Below are 20,741 nucleotides of genomic sequence, written 5' to 3' on the forward strand. Positions count from 1 at the left end.
ATGAGTTGAAAGGAATCTGGATCAAGTTAAGTTCCATCGTTATTGGCATACTATTTCTTTTTATTACTTACTCAGCAGTTAGTATTCTGTCTTTTAGTAAGAAAGTTGAATTAGTAAAGACGGATGTAGCGGTGGTGCTTGGGGCTGCGGCCTGGAATGATGAGCCGTCGCCTGTTTTGCGGGAGAGAGTGAATCATTCTATTTGGCTATACGAGAATGGGTATGTAGATAAAATCCTCTTTACAGGTGGTAAGGGGGATGAGAATAAGTTTGCCGAGTCGGAGGTAGCAAGGGATTATGCGATTGAAAATAATGTGAATCCAGAGGATATTTTCATTGAAACCAAATCAAAAATCACAGAAGAAAACCTCGCAAATGCCTATGACATTGCAATAAAGAATGACCTAGACACTTTTACAATTGTAAGCGATCCATTACATATGAAAAGAGCAATTTTAATGGCTAAAAATACGGGGATGGATGAAGTGTATTCTTCTCCAACTCAAAGTTCAGTATACAAGACATTCAATAGTAAAATTCCGTTCTTCCTTAGAGAGTTGTTTTATTATATCGGCTATATTGTTAGTCAACCATTTCAGAAGTTAATCTCAGTATCTATAGTTCTCAAAATATCGCGTGAAGAATTGTTTAACGAGATAAATGATATATCAGCTGAAGACTTGAATAAAAAACCTTCTGATGATCAGTGGTCGATCAAGCAAATAGTAGAACACGTATATTTAATGGAAGATGCTATTGCGAAAACAATCCATGATCAATTGGAAAATGGCGAAGTGGTGAATGCTGGAATTAAGCCAATTGAAGCCACGATAAACCGAGAGGTAAAGATTAATGCTCCGGAATATACAAAACCAAGTAATGATTTTGCCACATTAGAAGATTTGAAAACGAAGTTGAAAATGACACATAAAAGGCTGCTAAAAATAGAAGAAACAGCAGATGAAAAAGAACTGGAAGTGAAGGGGTTCCCACATCCAGTATTTGGACAAATGAGTTTGAAACAATGGATTCCGTTTGTTGGATATCACGAAATGCGACATGTTTTGCAAATTAAAGAGGTTAAAGAAAAGCTGGGATAATCATAATTCTAATATTATTAAAGTAAAAAAAGTCGATTTGTTACATCTGTTGTAATAAATCGACTTTTCCTATTTCAAATAACGCGATGATCCACTTGCAAGAAGGATAGCCACTTATTTCTGTTGAATCACTAATAAGAGAAAAAAGGAGGTATGTTGGTGTTAAATCGTGTCTTTGAAAAATTCGGATTGCAGGTAGACTCTATGAGTGAGGTGGAAGATTCTCATAGTTCAACAGTTTATAAATGTACCTTGCATAATGGCCAAAATATATTTTTAAAAATACCTTATACAAAACTGAAGTATGAGCGAGAGTTGGAAGCTTATGAAGTTTTAAAGGGGCGTGTAGCCATTCCTCAGATGCTGGATTGTTGGTCTGGTGATGAAGAATGTCCTGGTGCTTTTTTATTATCCGAGCTAAAAGGGAAACCCTTAACAACGGATGCTTCCCCCAAAGCAGCGTTTCAAGTAGGAGTTCTTCAGGCCACGATGCATACCATACAGCCGCCGGAGAGTAGAGTGTTAACAGGTATTCAGAATGAATTCCCCAACTGGTCCTCATTTGTAGAAAAGCAATTTTATGGTTTTGCCGAGGATGTAAATGAAGTAGTAGATGGCCGTTTATATAATCAAGCTATAGCAAAATATGAAGCAATGAAACAACAAATCCCTTCCCCGGATGGCCCAAGCTTTGTGCATATGGATTTTCGACCTGCAAATATCATTGTGGACGGGGATAAGGTCTCAGGAATGATTGATTTTGAGAGCGTCCGATTTGGTTCAACCGACATTGATTTCACCAAACTATACCGGGATTTTTTACGCTTTAACCCAACTCTGTATAATGCCTTTAAAGATGGATACCAATCTATCCGACCATTGATCGACTTAGAAGCTGTCCTGCCTTTTTATCTCTTTACAGATGCCTTCAACAGTGTCGGCTGGTGTCAACGTCGAGGAATTGAGAAGAATGCAATATTTTTGGAAGAAAATCTGACTAGGTTAAAAAGCTTCCTGTAGTCAAGCATTGGGGAAATCCTATAGTAAGTAGATAACTTAAACTATAAAAACAAAATTCGTATAAAACAAAGCGTTTCTACAATTATGTGGGGACGCTATATTTATTATTATTCTATAATTCTGAGGGGGTCTTTTGTCTCAAAAATATTATCAATTATTATTATAATCTATTGAATTTTTAGTCTGGTAGGAATATAATCGAAAAAAAGAATGAGAGAGAATATTTTGAAATAAAAGGTTGATTATAAAGAATAATTATATTGAAATAGTGAGGATGTTTATTTATGAAAGGGTTATTTGCTCAATCAATTAAAGTAAAATTATTAACGGTTTCTATATTACTACTAACAATCCCATTAATTGTATTAGGTCTTTTTAGCTATCAGAAGAGTAGTAGTAGTTTAAATGAACTTGGCGAGACGAATTTGAGGAATAGTGTTGAACACACGATAGAGTTAATGACTGTACTAAACGAACAAGTTGAAGATGGAGATCTTTCATTGGATGAGGCAAAAGAAAAAGTAAAAATAGCCATCCTGGGAGAACTGCAAGGAGATAGAAGGCCTATTAACGATAGTTTTGACCTAGGTGAAAATGGATATATGTTCATTTCTGATTATGAAGGGAATATGGTTGCCCACCCCAATAGCGAAGGAATCAATCTTTGGGAGAAACAAGATATAAACGGTAAATTTTATGCACAGGAGTTTATAGAAGAAGGACAAAATGGCGGAGGATTTACATATTATTATTTTCAACTTCCAAATAACCAAGAACAACTAGAAGAAAAAGTAACATACTCAAAAGATTTCACGGAGTGGGGCTGGGTAGTTGTTGCTGGAACGTATATGCTCGATTTTAACCAACCTGCAAATGAAATTCTTCAATTAAACTTAATAATAATTGGAATTACACTAGTTCTAGGTATTTTGATCATTTGGTTGTTTGCAAATCACGTTTCTGCACCTATAAAGAAAGTGACGGAACAAATGGCACATATCGCAGAAGGTGACTTAACTCGAAACCAACTGGAAATTACTTCAAAGGATGAAACAGGGCAATTGGCTACCGGCTTGAATAATTTGCAAAATATGCTGAGTAGTATGATTCAAAATATTTCTCAAGCATCCCATATGATGACAGGCCATAGTGAAGAACTGACGCAATCGGCAAATGAGGTAAAAATAGGGGCAGAGCAAGTGGCTAGGACAATGGAGGAAATTGCTTTTGGCACAGAGTCACAGGCGAGTCACGCATCCGACCTTTCCTCTGGCATGGGGACTTATGTAGAGAAGGTAGAAGAAGCCCATGAAAATGGCGAAAGAATTCATCAATCTTCCCATCAAGTCTTACAACTGACAGAAGGCGGTTCTCAGCTAATGCTGCAATCGATTGAGCAAATGGCGAATATAGACCGAATTGTCCATGTCTCTGTACAAAAGGTCCAACAATTAGATATTCAATCCAATCAAATTTCAAAACTAGTAACGGTAATAAGAGAAGTAGCAGAACAAACTAATTTGCTTGCTCTGAATGCAGCGATAGAAGCAGCACGCGCTGGAGAACATGGACGAGGATTTGCAGTTGTTGCAGAAGAAGTGAAAAAACTCGCGGAACAGGTAGCAATTTCCGTTTCGGATATTACGCAAATCGTGGGAAAAATTCAAAACGATTCTTCGGAAGTTGCGAACGCCTTACAAACGGGCTATACAGAAGTAGAAAAGGGAACCCATCAACTTAAATCTACAGGCGAGACATTCGAAAAAATTAGCGATTCCGTTAAAGTGATGGTTGAAAACATCCAAACGGTTAGTGATAGTTTAACGATGATTAAATCAACTAGCCAAGATATGAACTCATCTATAGAGGAGATTGCATCCATCTCAGAAGAATCGGCTGCAGGTGTGGAACAAACATCGGCTTCTACTCAGCAAACAAGCAGCTCAATGGAAGAAGTAGCGGCAAGTTCAGAGGAGCTGGCAAAACTAGCGAAGGAATTAAATGATTTAATTCAATACTTCAAACTGTCTTAGTGACAATCAAAGATCTCGAATTACTATTAAAGGATACTATGGCTTAGCTATGGTATCCTTTTTAATTTTAATAAGTGTCCTTTGAATTGAGTTATAGAATGAATGCCAATAGTATAGGTTAGCAAGTAAAGCAGATTTGAGGTGATTAAATGAAATTTCATCTTTTGGGTGATGAGAACGAAAAAGTTGAAATTGGGGTGGTGACAAGAAGTCATCCGAATACAACCGATTATTGGGATATCAATTGGATTGATTCAATTGTAAATGTTGAAATCCCTGGATATGTGGTTCAGTTCTATGCTTCTTTAAGAACAGACGAGTTAAGTGATTTTCTACATGAACTAAAATTAATGAATCGCAACCTAAAGGGAAAAGCAATTCTTAGTAATTTAGATAGTTATATTCATTTTGAGTGTGAAATGGATCGCTTAGGGAAAATGAAATGGTCTGGAAAGACTTGTTTTCCAGCTGGCAATGGAGCAGAATTGACATTTGAATTTAAGTCGGATCAGTCCTACCTAGAAAGATTAATTAAAGAATTAGAGTCAATATTAAGTGTTTTTCCGGTAATCGGAAATTCATAGGAATAAAGTGGGAGGGCAATACTGACTCAAGTTTTTTGGAAAGCATCAACATAAACAAAAAGTCGATTTGCTGTGACAAATCGACTTTTGTGGACCAACTTATTATCTATTAAAAAATTAAATCTGTTATTAGAAACAAAACCGTTGGAGCTAACAAGCATCCTAAGCCCGTATAGAATGTTGCAGTAACAGCACCATAAGGTACTAATTTAGAATCGGTTGCTGCAAGACCTCCAGCTACACCAGATGTAGTCCCCATTAGACCGCCATAAACCATTGCAGTCATCGGATTGTTTAAGCCAATATACTTTGCAATAAACGGTGTTCCAACCATTACCAATACGGACTTAACTAAACCTGCTGCGATACTTATTGCAATTACTTCAGAACTTGCACCTAATGCAGCACCAGTTACTGGACCTACAATATATGTTGCAGTTCCAGCCCCAATTGTGGCAATATCTACTGCGTCTTTATATCCAAACATGACGGCGAATATAGCACCGACTATAAATGATAGTATTACACCGAGGAAAAGAGAAATAACTCCTCTGAAGCCAGCCTTTTTAATTTCATCAAAATTGGCACCGAATGAAGTTGCTACTATAGCAAAATCTCGCAGCATACTTCCGCCCAGAAAACCCATCCCGGCTAGAAAACTAACATCGGAAATCCCCTTAGTTCCCTCTGTTACCACGCCACCAATATATGCTAAGACCAGACCCAGTACAATCGCAATAGCAGATCCATGAATCCTTCCTTTTGTTAATTTACCCGAAATAAAATAGGCGAGCCACATCGTAAGTCCAACAACTAAGAATGCTGTGATCATTCCATTATCAACAAATACGTTTTTAATCATATCAAGCATCAGCTTCACCCCTTATAGCTGTAGTAGAGTACGAAGATTCTTCTTCTTTTTGCTTTCCGCTTAGAAGTGGAACACATGCCCAGCTAATGGCTACAACTGCGACTCCTGCGATTATTGCCAAAGGACCGCCTGTTAAAGCACCCAGGACATTTTGGCTCGCTGCCATTGCAATCACGACCGGAATATACATTTGATTCCAGAAACTTAAACCGTCTAGTGAGGGTTTTTCAATTTTCCCTGATTTTACAAGCTTATCAACCACAATGATTAAAAGAAGCATGGCGACCCCTACGCCACCAACATTTGAATCTACTCCCATTAATGCTCCTATAAATTCCCCGACAACTGTGCCCACTAAAAAACACCCTGCTAATATAGCAACCCCATAAATCACCATAATCCCCGACACCCCTTTATCAAGTATTAGTAAATTAGTGAACTGAAAGAATTTTCAGTCGACTGTATTCTGTGAACATCATAAAATATAAAAAAATATAAATCAACTAAAAATTTTCCGTAAAGCAGAAAAAATGGTAAAAACCGATTGAAATTTAGAATTATCTGTTTTATTATTTATGTATACAGTCGACCGTTTGTATGGTTGAATCAGTACTTAAGGATGTGTTTTGAATGGAGTTTTTCTTAAACTATCCGTTAGATAATGCACTATCAAGAATTGTGGCAGAAAAAATTCTGGAGCAAATCTTAAATGGAGAGTTAAAGCCTGGAGACAAAATAGTTGAAGGCGCTTATGCGGAAATGTTCAGCACTAGTCGTTCTCCTATTAGAGAAGCGATTTATATGCTGGCTACAGAAGGATTGTTAGAAAGAATACCTAGAAAAGGCGCTTTTGTAAAAGGATATACATTATCGGAAATTCAAGATTTGCTTGATATCAGGAATAATATCGAACTGCTATCAGCAAAAAGAATCCATGAGCCGCATAAGAAGAAAGATTTATTAGATGAATTGAAAAGTCTGCTAAAAGAAATGGATAAATGTACAAATCAAGTCCAATATGTTCAGCTGAACTACGCTTTTCACTATACAATTATAAAATTTAGCGAAAGTTCTGTTTTAGAAGGGGTTTATAGCAAAATTAGTTTTCCGTTATTGAGAATTCAAGGTATTCACTTCTCACAAGCAGAAACGATAGAAAAATCGAAAGAGGAACATCGAAAAATCTATGAATATCTAAAACGAAACCAAATGGACGAATTCATTGAACTTCTGCGTCACCATACAGAAAACGTAATTTTCAATGTGAGCAAAACACTATTTTAGAGAGGATGGATACATTGAAAAGTGCTTTTCTCTTTCCAGGTCAAGGTTCTCAGTACGAAGGAATGTTAAATAATCTACCCGCTGATCCAGTTGTTAAAGAAATCCTAGAAGAAAGTAGTGAAATTTTAAACACACATATCGACTTGCTGCATAGTAAAAAAGCGCTTTCAACAACAAAGGCGGTACAGCAATGTTTATTAATTGCATCGGTTGCTACGTTTAAAATATTTGAAAAAAATGGACTTATACCGAATTATGTAGCTGGTCATTCTGTAGGTGCATTTGGTGCTGCCACCGCTTCCGGTGTGATTTCATTTGAAGACGCTCTAAAATTAGTAACTTTGCGTGGTGAACTGATGGAGAATACTTGTGGTGAAGGTTATGGAATGGCTGTTGTATTAGGATTAGATGAATATCAATTATCTGATATAGTAAACAAGCTATTTCTTGAAAGTGAACCGGTATATGTTTCAAACCGAAATGCGCCAACACAAGTTACATTATCGGGTTCTCTAGCGGGTCTACAAAAAGTAATAGACTATGTGAAGATTCATGGGGCAACATCTGCACAATTATTAAATGTATCAACACCTTCTCACAGTCCTTTATTCGACCGTGTAAGCCAAGAGCTGTTGATCGAGTTGAATAAACTTGAACTGAAAAGACCGAAAATTCCGATATCCAGCAATATAACTTCAAGGTTATTAATGCAAGCGGATGCAGTAAAGGAAGATTTGGCAAAAAGCATTTGTTATCCGGTGCGTTGGCATGATGCAGTAAATCTACTTTATGAATCCGGGACGCAAATTTTTATTGAAATGCCGCCTGGTGATGTATTGAGTAAGTTAGCGCAGCAAGCATTCTCGGAAGTTCGAACGATGTCTATATCTAAAAACAGTATTGAGGATTGTTTCTATGTAATGTCAAATTCATAAATAGGGGTGTGTAAAATGGTTTTGAAAAATGTGGGAGAAGCAAATAAATCATGGACAACTAGAGTTGAAGCAAAGAAAGAAAGGCTGGAAAGTGTAAAGGGATTGGTTGATGGAGTAATTATTCCGACGGACCGAATTGTAGAGGTATTAGAGCGATTGATTAAAACAGGAGATCGTGTAGTACTGGAAGGAAATAACCAAAAGCAAGCCTCCTTCTTATCGCAATCATTAGTGCAAATTGACCCGAAAAAGGTACATGATTTGCATATGATAATGTCCAGTATTTCAAGACCGGAACATTTAGACGTTTTTGAATATGGGATTGCAAGGAAAATCGATTTTTCTTATGCTGGTCCACAAAGTCTTCGAATTTCTCACATGATTGAAGATGGAAAAATTGAACTAGGAGACTTGCATACTTATATAGAGCTTTATGGCCGATTATTTATAGATTTAATACCTAATATAGCATTAGTCGCTGCAGATAAGGCAGATGTCAATGGGAACCTATATACAGGCCCGAATACTGAAGAAACACCGACTTTAGTGGAAGCAGCAGCTTTCCGTGATGGCATCGTCATTGCTCAGGTAAATGAAATAGTCGATGAATTACCTCGCGTTGACATTCCAAGTTCATGGGTTGATTTTATTGTTGTAGCAGATAAGCCATATGAGCTTGAACCGTTATTTACAAGAGATCCACGACATATTACAGATATTCAAATACTGCAGGCAATGATGATCATCCGAGGCATCTATGAAAAACACGGTGTGAAATCATTGAACCACGGTATCGGGTTTAATACCGCCGCTGTTGAATTATTATTGCCAACTTATGCTGAATCGTTAGGACTTAAAGGGAAAATTTGCACCAACTGGGTGTTAAATCCCCATCCTACACTCATACCGGCAATCGAATCAGGATGGGTAGAAAGTGTCTATGCATTCGGTGGAGAGCTTGGAATGGAAAAGTATGTGGAAGCAAGAAGAGATATTTTCTTTACAGGGAAGGATGGCAGCCTTCGTTCGAATCGTACCTTGGCACAATTAGCTGGTCAGTATGCGGTTGATTTATTCATTGGCTCCACTCTGCAAATGGATGAATTAGGAAACTCTTCGACAGTAACAAGAGGGCGTGTCGCGGGATATGGCGGAGCACCGAATATGGGCCATAACCCTGGCGGACGAAGACATTCAACAGATGCTTGGTTCGATTTGAAGACTTCTGACGATCCGTTGGCACGTGGTCAAAAGTTAGTCGTACAAGTGGCTGAAACATTCCAAGAAGCGAATAAGCCAGTTTTTGTTGAATCACTTGACGCCATCAGTGTAAAAGACCAGGCAAAATTAGCCGTCGCACCGGTGATGATTTACGGAGAAGATGTAACACACATCGTAACAGAAGAGGGAATTGCTTATTTATATAAATCCGATAGTATTGCACAAAGACGCGAAATGATTGCCTCAATAGCCGGAATCACACCAATCGGCATGGAGCATAATCCAAAAACGACAGAACGTTTACGTGAACAAGGACTGATTGCTTTACCGGAAGATTTAGGCATACGTCGTTCAGATGCGAAACGCTCTCTGCTTGCTGCCAAAAATATCGATGAACTTGTTCAATGGTCAGGTGGTTTGTATACACCGCCAGCAAAATTCCGCAGTTGGTAATGAGAAGGAGGAGAGGAGATTGCAAGATGCGCATATTCTTTCATCTAACCTAGCAGATTTAGCAGTAGCCTCACTAATAGAAGAAGTATCTCTTACGCCTAAACCGGGACTAGTTGACCAAAAGGATCAAGGTTCCCATGACGATTTGGACTTTTCCATGATGGTGAAGTCAGCGAATTGCCTTCACGACACCTTTTACGAAATGGCAATGGTCGCGTATGGAGTAAAGCCATCCCAAAAATTACGCGAAAAATTCGGAGAGATTGGTCGTAAAGGCGAAGAGGCAATGTACCAAGCAACAAATGGTGTCAATACACATAAAGGCGCTATTTGGTCGCTTGGTTTATTAACGGCAGCTGCAGCAATTCACAAAGGCGAATGTGATGAACTTGTACTTTGCTTTACTGCAGGAGAGATTGCAAGATTTGAAGATCGATTTATCCCGCCTCAGCTAACAAATGGGATAAAGGCCATTAACAAATACGGTGTACACGGTGCCAAAGTAGAAGCACAATTGGCATTTCCGCACATTCGTAAATTCAGCATGCCAATCTTCAGATCCTCACTAAATCAATATAGTTATGATGTTGCGAAATTTCATTCGTTTTTAGCGCTAATGGCTAATTTAGATGACACCTGTTTACTGCATCGTGGTGGAATAAAAGGCTTGAATTACGCGAAACAGTTTGCACGCAGAGTTTTAGAAAGCGGCAATTTAAATGAACTTCAAACAATGAATGAAGACTTTAAAGAACGACACTTATCTCCTGGAGGAAGTGCGGATTTATTAGCCGCAACCATCTATATATATAAAATATGTCAGATGAAATTATCAAAAAAATACGATTTTGCAACGATTCATTAATCAATCAAAGGGGAGCGATATTGTGGAAAAATTAACATATTCATTTCCAGCATCAAAAACAGTTGAACAACCAGCACATGTTGGGGTTGTTGGGTCTGGAGATTTAGAAATATTGGTTGAACCTACAGATGAGAAGAAAACAGTGGTTGAAATTCGAACAGGTATTACAGGGTTCCAAGACACATGGGAAAAAGTAATCGAACGGTTTGTTAGTCAAAATGATATTTCGGCACGTATTAGAATTAATGATTTTGGAGCAACACCAGGAGTTGTATCAATTCGCTTGGCACAAGCAGTGGAGGTGAGTACTAATGGCGCAAATCATAACTGAGAGTTTAGTAGAAAGCCTAGCACGTGAACGAGCATTTCAATTATTGGATAACGGCAGTGCTTATGAAATTCTAGGGCCTTTTGACGGATTGGAGTCTCCTCATTTAGTTGCTCAAAACATAGTGCCGCAATTTGATGATGGCATGATTATTGTGAAAGGTACCCTAAATGGACAACAGACAGTCGTCATCTCGATTGAAGGTAACTTCCAAGGTGGTGGTATCGGGGAAGTGTCGGGTGCAAAACTGGCAGGTACATTAGAAAAGATCATCAAAGAATGTGAAAAGGGCAATAAAATCTATCCAGTGATCATTTATGATACAGGCGGTGTACGCCTCCAGGAAGCAAATTACGGCTTATTGTCAATTGCTGAGATTAGTGCAGCGATTGTTGCGTTACGCGAATTCGTTCCGGTGATTGGGATTATTCCTGGTAAAGTCGGATCATTTGGTGGAATGTCTCTAACTGCAGGACTATGCAGTGCATTAATTATGACACGTGAAGGTCGTCTAGGAATGAATGGACCAGAAGTAATTGAACAAGAAGCCGGCATACGTGAACTTGATTCTCGAAATAAACAATTAATCTGGAAAATGATCGGTGGGGCGGTTCGCAATGAATCAGCACTTGCTGACCTACTAGTTGAAGATGATATTCCAAATTATATAAATGCAATCCAAAGTATTTGGAACGAAGAAGTAGAATTACAACAACGTACAAAACAAGTGGATCATTACTTATCACTATTTAAGTCTTTAGATATTGAAGAAAAAGTCACGCCAGAACAAGCTAAAGAGTTATTAAAAAATAAAGCAATAACTAATCATTCAGATTTACCTGCTCCTGTAGGAGTTGTAAAAAGCACTGGACGAAAATGGTTTGATTTGTTGAGTGGTGGCGCACCTACAATTAGTGAAGTTCCATCTGTATTGGTTGCAGATACATCAATTTCCGGGGTGAATGCTAGAGTAATAGCAGTAGTACCAAACCCTGAAAGTAAATATTACCGGGCACGCAAGGGTGAGATAGGATTATTGGAAGGTTGGACAATTGCAAAATACGTACGTCAGGCAATTGAAGAAGATAGCGACCTATTTGAAAAACGTCTAATTATCCCGATTGTTGATGTACCTAGCCAAGCATTTGGCTATCATGAAGAATTATTTGGCATCTTTTTATCTTGTTCAGCGGCTGTTGATGCCTATGCAACTGCAAGATTAGCTGGCCATCCAGTAATTGCTGCACTAGTAGGAAATGCTATATCCGGTGCTTTCCTATCTCATGGAATGCAGGCAAATCGTCTAATAGCTCTGAATGATGACGGAGTAAATGTCCATGTAATGTCAAAGAAATCAGCTGCAATTATTACTCAAAGAACAATTGAAGAACTGGATGAGGCTGCAAAGGAAGTACCTTCCATGGCCTATGATATTCAATCATTTAAAAAACTAGGGGCGCTTTTCAGATTGCTGGACGGGGTAAATGCTAAGGAACCTGCTTCTGAAGATAAGGATATTTTGGTTAATGCCATTAACGAAGCATATTCCGACATTCAAACTAGAAAGGACCGTGATTTATCGAGTCGTTTAAAATCAGAAATCGCGCAATCCTCAGGTAGAAAAGCATCCATTCAAGTTCGCGAAATGATTGAGCTGCAATGGAGATAAAAGTTCATGATATTGTTCGATTTGCAACAATCCATCATATTGAAACTTCTATGAACCTACCTGATTGGGTGAATGATGCACCTGCAGCTAAAAACTTTGGCGTGGTTAGAAGATTGCCAATTACCAACAAAATCGTCCCAATTGGGCTGCGGGGGGATTCGAGAGAGAAACGTTTTGGGGCATTTATCCATGAGAATAATATTACGCAGGTGATATCCCCAATCTCGTTAGTCAATCGAATGGATATGTTCAATGGTCGAATTTATACCCCTGCATTAATCAGAATCAAGGATGAATTTGAAAAGTACAAACTAGCATGGGGACCAACTGGAAGTGTAGGGTTTGAGATTGCCACTTCAATTTTGGTAACAACCCCTACTAGTGACATTGATATTTGCCTCTATTTGGTTCAGATAGACACTGAATTATTAGAGAAAGTAGGCAATTTCATAGAAGGTTTGGATCGACGCATTGATGTACAAGTAGAAATTCCGACTTTGGGTGCCTTTTTACTTAATGATTTTATAAAATACGCAAAAACTGGATTTATTGTAAGAACCAAGTTTGGTCCACATCTATGTACTATAGTAGATAATCAAATTAAGCTGGGCGTAAGTAGTTAAATAGGTTAAACAAAGAGATGCATTATAGAAGCCGCATCTCTTTTCTTTTTGGACTGAAGAGGCAGGAAATGTGCATAAGGAGAAAGGAAATATGAGTAGAGCTGTGAAGGTTTTAAGTTTATAGAACTAGAAGGAAAAGGTCTACTTGCAACCAAGGAAAATTTGTCTAAGGTTTCCGGTATAGTAAATAATGTGTTGGAGACGAATGTGGTAATTCAGCTCGCCGATTGTAAGTTGAATGTGATCAATCGCCACGCCTGTCAATTTACTTTCCAATGCCTCATTTACTGTTGCGACACGAATAGTTTTTCCGATATTCATCAGTAAGTGGTCAAAGAAAACGGGTTCTGGCTATTGTATAAGTTGGGGATAGTTGCTGCAGTATGAATGGAAAATAAGTAGGATACATGTATTGCCGGGGTGGTAACGCAAAATTATACATCTGATTCTGAGTATTCCGCATATAGGTTGCACTCTTATTGCTTATTAGTTTATGAAAGAAGTTGAAACCAGATGCCTCTTAATAGGTTAGGATAAATGCTTAAACATAAAAATATATTTATATAGGTATTGGAGAAGAATGAATGGAAAATAAAACAACTCACAACAATCAACTACTAAACGGAAGTGTAGTGTATCTTGTCAATCAACAATATGTAGAAGAACTCATAAAAATCTATTCCCAACACATTGATCTGGATTACGCCAGTTGGTCGAAAAATTATATGAGGAATCAGTTTGAATTTATAGGGATTCGAACACCTATACGCAGAAAACTAACAAAACAGTTTTTTAAGGAATTTGGTGTCCCGGCAAAAGAAAACCTGCCAGATGTGATTTTAAGATTATGGGAGCTTCCAGAAAGAGAATATCAAAAAGCAGCTCTCGACATACTTGAACGAGAAAAAAAGACTTTTACTCCAGAGGATATGCCGTGGTTAAGCTCATTGTTAACTAATAAGTCTTGGTGGGATACAGTAGATGTGCTTGCTCCACATATAATGGGCCACCTGTTTAAAACGTATCCAGAACTACTTTCTCAATATGCAGACAAGTGGATTATCGATGAAAATTTTTGGCTACAAAGAACAGCGTTACTATATCAACTAGGGTTTAAAAATACAACTGATGAAGAACGCTTGTTTCAATATATTCTGTTGAGAGCTGATAGTGAAGAATTTTTTGTTCAAAAAGCAATTGGGTGGGTGTTGCGACAATATGCAAAAATAAATCCTACAAAAGTAAAAGAGTTTGTAACTTCAAGCCAGTTAAAACCACTAAGTAAAAGAGAGGCGTTAAAAAACTTATAAATTATTAATAGTACTCACGTAATTGTTCAGGAATGTTTTGACTAAGTGACTTTGTAGTTTATTGTGTAAAACTTATTTGGGCGATTTTAAATGGACCTATCCAAAAAATGTGATGAGCGAATTATGGATAGTGTTCAATTTTATTATACAATGAGATTAGAATAAAATCTGAAAGTTTAAAAGGAAGGCTTTATACATGACTAAATTACCAATTATTATAGATACAGATCCAGGAATTGATGATGCAATGATGCTCACTTTAGCATTTGCTAATGATGATGTACTGGATGTGCGATTAGTTACAACCTGTTCGGGCAATATTTCACAAGACAAGACAAACTACAACGCACGTACATTCTTAAGTTATATAGGTGCGAATGTAGAAATTGCGCGTGGATTAGAACAGCCAATTTTCCGTGAATTGGAAGTGGCCGAAGATATTCACGGGGAAAGCGGTTTTGGGAATGTACAGTTTCCTGTGCCAAAGTTGCCAGTAAGTAAACGACCAGCAGTTACAGCAATGCTGGAAACGATTATGACGAGCGAGAATAAAATAACAATTGTAGCAACAGGTCCATTAACAAATGTGGCGGCTTTGTTGCTTGCGCATCCTGAAGTAAAGCCAAAAATCGAGCGAATCTCATGGATGGGCGGTGCAGCAGTAGGGGGCAATATGTCTCCTATGGCGGAATTCAATGCGTATGTGGATCCACACGCAGTAGAAATCGTGTTCCGTTCGGGTATTCCGATTGTCATGAGCGGTTTAGATGTAACACATAAGGCCTTTGTAACAATTGATGAAGCGAAAAAGATTTTGGATATTGGCGGCGAATTTGCGGACAAAGCTTATCAGCTCGTGACCTATTATTTAGATGTCATGAAGAAAACACCATTCCATGAAGAAAATTATGATCAAGTGCTGCATTTTCATGATGTCTGTGCCGTGATGTATTTATTGAAACCAGAATTATTTAAAGGCCAAAACTGCCATGTTGAAGCAGTACTTGAAGGCACCGCATCTGGTGCAACAGTTGTTGACTACACGAATCGTACAAATAAAGCACCAAACGTGCATGTTCTTCACACAGTGAATCGCGAAGAATTTGTTGCAGAGTTTATGAAGGCTGTTGAGATTATTTCAATAAGGCTTAAGGGAGTTTAGTTTACCATTTCGAAGAATCACTAAGAGCTTCTGCCTTTACAGTTCGACTATCAACATTAATTTGTTAAATATTCACATAATCAAAGTGATTCTATATGCGAATTGCATCATTGTCCAAGTTTTATTAACAGTTACTTGTCCTGGATAAGTTTTAGCTTCAACATCCAGCATCGGGCACGATTTCAGAACGAAAAATTTGCGCTATCTACCATATAGGGGCCAATTAATTTAGTAATTGAGGAAAGCGACCTAGGAGGTGGGGTAAAGATTTTGATGAAATTACAAATAACAACGTTTGTTTTAGTTGGGGGACTTATTGGACTTTTTACTGATGGTGTACTGATGGGTGTTGGAGTAGCAGCGCTCGTTTTTATAGCATATAGGATGGAGAAATTTTTAGATGAGAAATCTAATGGTTAATAAATAGAATTTGAAACAAGTGGGCGCATTTCTTGAGAATATAAATGTCGAACTTTTAAATGCCATTGCGCTAACAAGAAATCTATGTTCGAATAGAGTCGTTCAAAGAACTGGCTTCAAGTTAGAAGGTGAAGTGGAAAATGAAAATGAAGTACATTATCACTACACCCTTCATAGGAATGATTGGCAATCTTAATTAGGCAAGATAAAATCCATTTTGATGATCTTTTTCAAAATGGATTTTTATCATTTTCGATAAAAAGGTGCATTTGTAGAGTCAAATTTTGCTTAAAACCAAATTGCCCCTAAAAAGAAGGTGGCGTAACCGAAAAGAGTATACTAACAAGTTCGTCGGTGGAATTGCGCCACATATGTAAGGCTTGTGCAGGGATTTTTACGCTATCACCAGTTTTTAAAATATACTCGTCCCCTAAAAGTGATAATTGAATCGGCCCACTTAGTACAAAAGCGACTTCTTCTCCTTTATGAGACATGGGGGTTTCAGAAGAGGATGTACCCGGCTTTAAATGCATGATGGCAGTTGCTAATTGGCTCGTAAAGTCTGGGGAAATTAGTTCATATTCTAAACCATCAATCATAATCTGCTTACGTTGCTCACTTCTCACTACAAGATCTCTTGTATCCACTTCGTCTATTAAAAATGTAAATACAGGAACATCTAATACTTTCGCGAGCGATTTTAAGGTCTGTATCGAAGGATTGGCATGTCCTTTTTCAATTTGACTTAGCATGGAAGGGGTGATGTCTGCTTTCATTGCTAATTCTCTGAGCGAACACCCCGAGTTTTTACGGTATTGTTCAATTTTTACTCCAACAAAGGATTGACTCATAATTAGCCTCCAACGGATTTGAAATTTCAAAATTTAATTGTATAAATTTCTATTTAGTGTTAATTTTAATTTAACATATTAAATTTTATTAAACAAATGATTGAGGTGGAAAGATGATCTCGTTTATTCTAATGACCTTATTTGTTGTAATGAGTCCTGGGGTAGACACTGCATTGATTACAAAGCGAACAATTTCTGGGGGCAAGAAAGATGGTTTACAAATGGCTATAGGGATAACAGCAGGATCGCTTGGTCATACTCTTGCTGCAACGTTAGGATTATCAGCATTGGTTCTGCAATCGGCAGTAGCCTTTTCTATATTGAAGTGGGTTGGGGCTATCTATTTGATTTATTTAGGTGTTCAATCACTAATATCTAGTAAAAGCTCTGACAATTTAAATGAAACGAATCGTAATACGAAAGGTTCTCCCATTAAAGAGGGTTTTCTGTCAAACCTCCTCAATCCAAAGGTAGCGGTGTTTTTTATCACCTTTCTGCCGCAATTTGTTAGCTCGCAAGATAATGCGTTCATTGAACTTCTAGTTATGGGAAGCATTTATTCGTTATTATCCATCCTATGGTTTGTCTTCTACGTTTTCTGTTTAACTTATATTCGCGAATGGCTAATGTCAGCAACTGTTCAAAATTATATGGAAAAAATAACAGGTATTGTACTGATTGGATTTGGGGTTAAATTACTCTTTATGCAAAATGATACAAAATAAATTGGCTTTAATTATTCTCCTGTAAAAGACAGTTCACTCATTGTCTTTTACAGGGCTTTTTTTCAATAATCCTGTAGGTTAATATGCTGTTTTTACGTTTCTAATATAATGTTCCAAGTCCTCAGAGGATTTTATATCTTCCAGCTTCTGTTTATCTTCTTCATATCTAGAATCATATGAAAAGTTAAAAACATAGTCTCTGCTTTTGAGATGTTTATTTGAAAAGTCTGCGTAATCAAGACTTTTGTCCTTTTCTGAGATTTCTCTTTCGAGTTTTTCATTAAAGTAATCAATATTAATGCCCGCCATTTCATGTCTAGGTAGTTATCGGAAATCGGACGCATTTCTTCATCAATTGATATACGAACTGTCAGTTTTGGGTTTTTCGTAGGGTGAGAATCAATCTTGTAAGTACCCATATCATTACCAAGTGGTTTTGAGAAGCTTGATGTATCAATAACAAATTCTTCTTCATATTTTTCTTCTAGATACCTTTCAGCAGCTGCTTCTGCTTTAGAGCCAAGTAACGGGAAATAGATATAGTCAAACAAGATTAGACCTATAATAAGTAAAAAGAAAATAGGAATAACTAGTAAAAAAAGAGTAATTTTCGCATTTATTCTTCTCCTTAACGATACGATTTGTATCATAATACAAAGATAATCAACACTTACCAAGTCTGCAATAGAAAGCGGTAATTAGTTGATGTTTTTGAAGAATGAGGTCCTCTCGCGTTTTTTCTTTTTATAGGCAAGATTATTAAATATAGCGTTTCCAGAAGGGACAGTTACTATTAAAATGTGGGAGAACGAAGATGAAAATTGAAAAGAGAAAAAAGAGAGGTAGAATGTTTCTTAAAGGATTTTTAAAAGAGATTAGGGATTCAATATTAATAGAAGTGGCTTGGAATATTTTAATGTTTATACCCAGATTGTTGATTCGACTGATTAAGTATATATGGTAGAGGAAATAGTTTTATCAAAACTAACGATGGCATTTACTATAAGAAGAGGGTGAGGCATAAGTAGAAAATTCAAGAAAACTGGAGTCAGTCTACAAAAAATCAATATTCTATACACTTGAAAAATACCATTTCCCTAATCGGAAAATGGTATTTTTGGTTTTTGTCCTAGCCACTCTAGATTACAACTATTATTAATGAGATTAATATTTGTATTTGGAAATTAGGACTTGTAACTCTTCCGCCATTTCAGTTAAGGCCTGTGCTGAAGCTGAAATTTCCTCCATAGCCGCAAGTTGCTGTTCTGCAGATGCTGCTACCTCTTCCGAAGCTGCGGCATTTCCTTGTGCTAGTAAAGCATTGTCATTTACACGCTCTGTTGTTTCCTGTATAGAAGCTGACACTTGTTGTACAGTTGCTGAAACCTCTTCCATTTGTGGTGTTACTTTATTCATCGTGTCAATAATTGTATAGAATCTCGTTACAGCCTCATTCGAAATATTCACGCCATTGTTTACTTCTTGTGTTACATGTGACATGATTTTAACCGTATTTTCCGTATCATCTTGTATAGCTGAAATAATATCTTGAATATCTTTTGCTGATTCCCTCGATTGTTCCGCCAACTTTTTCACTTCATTGGCTACAACCGCAAATCCTTTTCCATGCTCTCCAGCTCTTGCCGCTTCAATCGAAGCATTTAAAGATAGTAGGTTGGTTTGCTCGGCAATACCAGTAATGATTTTTAAAATCGAATCTACTTGTTTAGAACGCTCAGTCAATGAATGGATTATTTTATTGGATTCTGAGACAGATTCATGGATGGACTCCATTTGGTTAACGATTTTCCCAACGGATTCGCCACCTTCTAGTGCCTGTTTTGATGCCTCTTGTGTAAGTTCCGTTACTTCTGAAGAGAAGTTAGCGATATGAGTAGCACCATCGGATATCTCATTTAAAGCAAGAACACTTGCCTCCACACTTACTTTTTGCTTTTCTACACTAGATGATACCTGTTGGATCGAGGTTGAAACCTGCTCCGTCACTGCGCTTGTCTCTTCTGAACTTGCAGATAATTCTTCTGCAGAAGCGGCTACTTGTTCTGCATTCTGTTCAATATTGCGTAATAGCGCTTTTAAATTATCTTGCATACTGATGAAAGCTTTTCCTAAATCCCCGATTTCATCCGTTGTTCTAACTTTAATTGACTGTGTAAGATCTCCGTTGCTAATTGTTATTGCTTTTTCTTTCAAATCCTTTATTGGTGCGACAATCGAACGGATAATGAAATAAACAATTCCTGTACCAATAACAAGAGCAATAACAATCACTAGTAATGTTGCGTTTAAGATAGGAGACGCCGAGTTGCTAATTTCAGAAGTGTATAGATTTCCGGCAACTTTCCATCCAGTCAGTTCATTTGTTGTATAACCCATTACTTTTGGTTGGCCATTTAATTCGTATTCAAAATTTCCTGATTGATCCTCATACATATTTTGGTAGAAGGATTCTTTTGCCTTAGTTCCTGATTCATTTTCAGGGTGGACAATGTAATTTCCGTTCTTATCTAATATAAGAGCATAGCCTTCTTGACCGATGTTGATTAGTTGTACTAGCTCTTGAAGATAACTCATCTTCAAATCTATACCGATTACATTATTCCCGTCACTTGTAGTTTGTGAGACAGCAACAACGACATCATTTGTTGTGACAGATACATATGGATCGGAAATAATTGCTTGTCCTTTTTGAGCCATAGCTTCTTTAAACCATGCTCTTTCCCTAGCGTCAAAATCTGATCCCACCTCTGCATTTGGGATAATAAGAGATCCATCAGAAAGCCCGATATAAATGGATTCTACTTCTGGATGCAATTCAATATACTGTTCTAAATAATCTTCAATTTGCTGTGTGTTTTCTTTCTGTAAACTCATTGCATTCAATTGATCGGATATTTTTCCGATGTCATGAATTTTTGGTTCAATCGCATTATCAATAGACAGGTTTAATATATTCAGATTATCTTCAATCCCGTGTAGAAGGTCATTGTAGATGGCATCTTTTGCTGCTATATATGATCGTGTACCAATTATTATTGAAGGTAGAATTAGTATAAAAGCAAATGCAATAATCAATTTTGGCTTAAGATTTCCTAGTTTAGGTAGTTTTAGTTTCCCCATTTTATAATTCCCTTCTATTTATTTACATTGTCTCGAGTCAGTTTATGGAGTCTAACTCAATACCTTATCCGTTATTAATATATCGGTACAAAAATTGTTTTTCTTAGTATTGATTTTTTAAAAAATATATAATTTTCATTCTATAC

At 37.3% G+C, this 20,741-nt stretch carries 19 protein-coding genes and 3 pseudogenes; 16 read left to right on the top strand and 6 right to left on the bottom strand.

Annotation, left to right across the window (positions count from 1 at the left end):
- Positions 1–5 precede the first annotated feature (5 nt).
- From ACFQU5_RS10740 to ACFQU5_RS10760, 5 genes and pseudogenes are all read left to right on the top strand, one after another.
- Positions 6–605: pseudogene (locus ACFQU5_RS10740) on the top strand (YdcF family protein); the annotation flags it as partial.
- A gap of 36 nt (positions 606–641) precedes the next feature.
- Positions 642–1,100, top strand: a pseudogene (locus ACFQU5_RS10745) (DinB family protein); the annotation flags it as partial.
- Between the two features lie 159 nt (positions 1,101–1,259).
- Positions 1,260–2,120, top strand: coding sequence for a phosphotransferase enzyme family protein (locus tag ACFQU5_RS10750; RefSeq protein WP_390287593.1), 861 nt, complete (start codon positions 1,260–1,262; stop codon positions 2,118–2,120).
- Between the two features lie 284 nt (positions 2,121–2,404).
- Positions 2,405–4,153, top strand: a complete 1,749-nt coding sequence (locus ACFQU5_RS10755) for a methyl-accepting chemotaxis protein (protein ID WP_390287595.1) — start codon at positions 2,405–2,407, stop codon at positions 4,151–4,153.
- A 149-nt stretch (positions 4,154–4,302) separates the two neighbouring features.
- Positions 4,303–4,737: a WapI family immunity protein gene (locus ACFQU5_RS10760; protein ID WP_390287597.1), complete on the top strand. Its 435-nt coding sequence runs from the start codon at positions 4,303–4,305 to the stop codon at positions 4,735–4,737.
- 109 nt (positions 4,738–4,846) lie between these two features.
- Here the strand turns inward: ACFQU5_RS10760 and madM are convergent, their stop codons facing one another.
- Together madM and madL are read right to left on the bottom strand one after the other, a co-directional pair.
- The gene (madM, locus tag ACFQU5_RS10765; RefSeq protein ID WP_390287599.1) at positions 4,847–5,608 is read right to left on the bottom strand and encodes a malonate transporter subunit MadM; all 762 of its coding nucleotides are present in this window, start codon (positions 5,606–5,608) and stop codon (positions 4,847–4,849) included.
- On the bottom strand, positions 5,601–6,005 hold the full coding sequence (gene madL, locus ACFQU5_RS10770) for a malonate transporter subunit MadL (protein WP_390287601.1): 405 nt from the start codon (positions 6,003–6,005) through the stop codon (positions 5,601–5,603). Before madL ends, madM begins: the two co-directional genes overlap by 8 nt.
- Before the next feature lie 233 nt (positions 6,006–6,238).
- On the opposite strand from madL, the gene ACFQU5_RS10775 reads away from it, so the two are divergent.
- From ACFQU5_RS10775 to ACFQU5_RS10805, 7 genes are read left to right on the top strand one after another with little or no spacing between them, the layout of a single operon-like run.
- On the top strand, positions 6,239–6,892 hold the full coding sequence (locus tag ACFQU5_RS10775; RefSeq protein ID WP_390287603.1) for a GntR family transcriptional regulator: 654 nt from the start codon (positions 6,239–6,241) through the stop codon (positions 6,890–6,892).
- Between the two features lie 5 nt (positions 6,893–6,897).
- Positions 6,898–7,827, top strand: a complete 930-nt coding sequence (locus ACFQU5_RS10780) for an ACP S-malonyltransferase (protein ID WP_390287605.1) — start codon at positions 6,898–6,900, stop codon at positions 7,825–7,827.
- Positions 7,828–7,842: 15 nt separating this feature from the next.
- Positions 7,843–9,501 carry a malonate decarboxylase subunit alpha gene (gene mdcA / locus ACFQU5_RS10785; RefSeq protein WP_390287607.1) on the top strand — a complete coding sequence of 553 codons (1,659 nt, stop codon included), beginning with the start codon at positions 7,843–7,845 and terminating at the stop codon, positions 9,499–9,501.
- 19 nt (positions 9,502–9,520) lie between these two features.
- Positions 9,521–10,366 (top strand): triphosphoribosyl-dephospho-CoA synthase, encoded by an 846-nt coding sequence (locus ACFQU5_RS10790; RefSeq protein WP_390287609.1) that lies wholly within the window; start codon positions 9,521–9,523, stop codon positions 10,364–10,366.
- Positions 10,367–10,388: 22 nt separating this feature from the next.
- Positions 10,389–10,697, top strand: a complete 309-nt coding sequence (locus ACFQU5_RS10795) for a malonate decarboxylase subunit delta (protein ID WP_390287611.1) — start codon at positions 10,389–10,391, stop codon at positions 10,695–10,697.
- Positions 10,678–12,363: a biotin-independent malonate decarboxylase subunit beta gene (gene mdcD, locus ACFQU5_RS10800; RefSeq protein ID WP_390287613.1), complete on the top strand. Its 1,686-nt coding sequence runs from the start codon at positions 10,678–10,680 to the stop codon at positions 12,361–12,363. The genes ACFQU5_RS10795 and mdcD overlap by 20 nt, the downstream gene beginning before the upstream one ends.
- Positions 12,354–12,986 carry a malonate decarboxylase holo-ACP synthase gene (locus ACFQU5_RS10805; protein WP_390287615.1) on the top strand — a complete coding sequence of 211 codons (633 nt, stop codon included), beginning with the start codon at positions 12,354–12,356 and terminating at the stop codon, positions 12,984–12,986. The genes mdcD and ACFQU5_RS10805 overlap by 10 nt, the downstream gene beginning before the upstream one ends.
- Positions 12,987–13,127: 141 nt before the next feature.
- Here the strand turns inward: ACFQU5_RS10805 and ACFQU5_RS10810 are convergent.
- Positions 13,128–13,322 (bottom strand): annotated as a pseudogene (locus ACFQU5_RS10810) (DUF2642 domain-containing protein); the annotation flags it as partial.
- A gap of 248 nt (positions 13,323–13,570) precedes the next feature.
- Here ACFQU5_RS10810 and ACFQU5_RS10815 point away from each other — a divergent pair.
- The 3 genes from ACFQU5_RS10815 (at position 13,571) to ACFQU5_RS10825 (ending at position 15,878) form a co-directional block, all read left to right on the top strand.
- Positions 13,571–14,296: a DNA alkylation repair protein gene (locus ACFQU5_RS10815; RefSeq protein ID WP_390287617.1), complete on the top strand. Its 726-nt coding sequence runs from the start codon at positions 13,571–13,573 to the stop codon at positions 14,294–14,296.
- Between the two features lie 196 nt (positions 14,297–14,492).
- Positions 14,493–15,458 carry a nucleoside hydrolase gene (locus tag ACFQU5_RS10820; protein ID WP_390287619.1) on the top strand — a complete coding sequence of 322 codons (966 nt, stop codon included), beginning with the start codon at positions 14,493–14,495 and terminating at the stop codon, positions 15,456–15,458.
- Between the two features lie 273 nt (positions 15,459–15,731).
- Positions 15,732–15,878 (top strand): hypothetical protein, encoded by a 147-nt coding sequence (locus ACFQU5_RS10825; RefSeq protein WP_390287621.1) that lies wholly within the window; start codon positions 15,732–15,734, stop codon positions 15,876–15,878.
- Positions 15,879–16,183: 305 nt separating this feature from the next.
- On the opposite strand, the gene ACFQU5_RS10830 is transcribed toward ACFQU5_RS10825, so the two are convergent.
- On the bottom strand, positions 16,184–16,729 hold the full coding sequence (locus tag ACFQU5_RS10830) for a helix-turn-helix domain-containing protein (protein WP_390287623.1): 546 nt from the start codon (positions 16,727–16,729) through the stop codon (positions 16,184–16,186).
- Between the two features lie 113 nt (positions 16,730–16,842).
- Between ACFQU5_RS10830 and ACFQU5_RS10835 the strand changes: the two genes are divergently transcribed.
- Positions 16,843–17,454 (top strand): LysE family translocator, encoded by a 612-nt coding sequence (locus tag ACFQU5_RS10835; RefSeq protein ID WP_390287625.1) that lies wholly within the window; start codon positions 16,843–16,845, stop codon positions 17,452–17,454.
- A 131-nt stretch (positions 17,455–17,585) separates the two neighbouring features.
- Here ACFQU5_RS10835 and ACFQU5_RS10840 read toward each other — a convergent pair whose 3' ends face one another.
- Complete coding sequence (locus ACFQU5_RS10840) at positions 17,586–18,005, bottom strand: hypothetical protein (RefSeq protein ID WP_390287627.1); 420 nt, start codon at positions 18,003–18,005, stop codon at positions 17,586–17,588.
- Positions 18,006–18,618: 613 nt separating this feature from the next.
- Positions 18,619–20,595: a methyl-accepting chemotaxis protein gene (locus tag ACFQU5_RS10845; RefSeq protein WP_390287629.1), complete on the bottom strand. Its 1,977-nt coding sequence runs from the start codon at positions 20,593–20,595 to the stop codon at positions 18,619–18,621.
- Positions 20,596–20,741: the final 146 nt, after the last annotated feature.

The organism is Ureibacillus sp. GCM10028918 (genome assembly GCF_042666115.1).
GTDB lineage: Bacteria > Bacillota > Bacilli > Bacillales_A > Planococcaceae > Ureibacillus.

Bases quoted from the DNA above. Each gene is read 5' to 3' on its own strand.
- ACFQU5_RS10755 (WP_390287595.1), top strand. From the start codon at position 2,405: ATGAAAGGGTTATTTGCTCAATCAATTAAAGTAAAATTATTAACGGTT.
- ACFQU5_RS10845 (WP_390287629.1), bottom strand. From the start codon at position 20,595: ATGGGGAAACTAAAACTACCTAAACTAGGAAATCTTAAGCCAAAATTG.
- ACFQU5_RS10825 (WP_390287621.1), top strand. From the start codon at position 15,732: ATGAAATTACAAATAACAACGTTTGTTTTAGTTGGGGGACTTATTGGA.
- ACFQU5_RS10815 (WP_390287617.1), top strand. From the start codon at position 13,571: ATGGAAAATAAAACAACTCACAACAATCAACTACTAAACGGAAGTGTA.
- madM (WP_390287599.1), bottom strand. From the start codon at position 5,608: ATGCTTGATATGATTAAAAACGTATTTGTTGATAATGGAATGATCACA.
- madL (WP_390287601.1), bottom strand. From the start codon at position 6,005: ATGGTGATTTATGGGGTTGCTATATTAGCAGGGTGTTTTTTAGTGGGC.
- ACFQU5_RS10830 (WP_390287623.1), bottom strand. From the start codon at position 16,729: ATGAGTCAATCCTTTGTTGGAGTAAAAATTGAACAATACCGTAAAAAC.
- ACFQU5_RS10775 (WP_390287603.1), top strand. From the start codon at position 6,239: ATGGAGTTTTTCTTAAACTATCCGTTAGATAATGCACTATCAAGAATT.
- ACFQU5_RS10805 (WP_390287615.1), top strand. From the start codon at position 12,354: ATGGAGATAAAAGTTCATGATATTGTTCGATTTGCAACAATCCATCAT.
- ACFQU5_RS10835 (WP_390287625.1), top strand. From the start codon at position 16,843: ATGATCTCGTTTATTCTAATGACCTTATTTGTTGTAATGAGTCCTGGG.
- ACFQU5_RS10820 (WP_390287619.1), top strand. From the start codon at position 14,493: ATGACTAAATTACCAATTATTATAGATACAGATCCAGGAATTGATGAT.
- ACFQU5_RS10760 (WP_390287597.1), top strand. From the start codon at position 4,303: ATGAAATTTCATCTTTTGGGTGATGAGAACGAAAAAGTTGAAATTGGG.
- mdcD (WP_390287613.1), top strand. From the start codon at position 10,678: ATGGCGCAAATCATAACTGAGAGTTTAGTAGAAAGCCTAGCACGTGAA.
- mdcA (WP_390287607.1), top strand. From the start codon at position 7,843: ATGGTTTTGAAAAATGTGGGAGAAGCAAATAAATCATGGACAACTAGA.
- ACFQU5_RS10780 (WP_390287605.1), top strand. From the start codon at position 6,898: ATGGATACATTGAAAAGTGCTTTTCTCTTTCCAGGTCAAGGTTCTCAG.